This window comes from Polaromonas sp. P3_C2 (assembly GCF_056402675.1).
In genome coordinates this window covers 1-717 of record NZ_JBFUGX010001162.1, presented here as the reverse complement: position 1 = coordinate 717, position 717 = coordinate 1, and the positions used below count along the sequence as shown (strand labels likewise).

The window sequence follows — 717 nt, the reverse complement described above, 5'->3', positions numbered from 1 at the left end:
CTGCTGGGCCAGGCCCGACAGCGCCGGTGCGCCCAAGGCTGCGGCGGCGCTGGTCTTGAGAAGGGTTCGTCGCTGAATCATGGCGTGTCTCCTATAAACAATTTGACTAACTTAAGGCAAGCGGATGGGTTTGAGAAGCGGTAAAAGCCCTAGCCATAGACCCTAGCTGATGTATTTCACCAGCCACAGCGATATGCCCGGGAACAGCAGCAGCAGGGTGGTGCGGATGGTGTCGCTGATGAGGAATGGCATGACACCTTTGTAGCTTTCGCTGATAGGCACGTCTTTGGCCARGCCATTGACCACATAGACGTTCAGGCCCACCGGCGGCGCCAGCATGCCAAAGCCGACCGTCATCAGTACCATGATGCCGAACCAGATCGCGGTGGATTCCTTGGCCATGCCGAAATCCAGGCCCATCACCATCGGGAAAAAGATGGGAATCGTCAGCAGCAGCATGGACAACTCGTCCATCACGGCCCCCAGCACCACGTAAAACAGCAGGATGGCCGTGACAACCATCAGCGGCGACAGTCCCCAACCGCCGACCACGCCGGCGAGCTGGTTAGGCACCTGCGTCAGGGCCAGGGCGGAGTTCATGAGGTCGGCGCCTATAAAGATCAGGAAGATCATGGCCGAGCTTTCCGCCGTGGCATAAAAGCACAGCTTGAATTTGGCCCAGGTGATCTCGCGCTTGAGCAAGGCGGCTACGAAAGT

The 717-nt window shown here is 58.4% G+C and carries 1 protein-coding gene; it reads right to left on the bottom strand.

What is annotated here, in order from left to right:
* Positions 1–162: 162 nt before the first annotated feature.
* Positions 163–717, bottom strand: a 555-nt coding sequence (locus tag AC1DWI_RS25340) for a TRAP transporter large permease subunit (RefSeq protein WP_477726209.1), incomplete at its 5' end; no start/stop codon positions are given.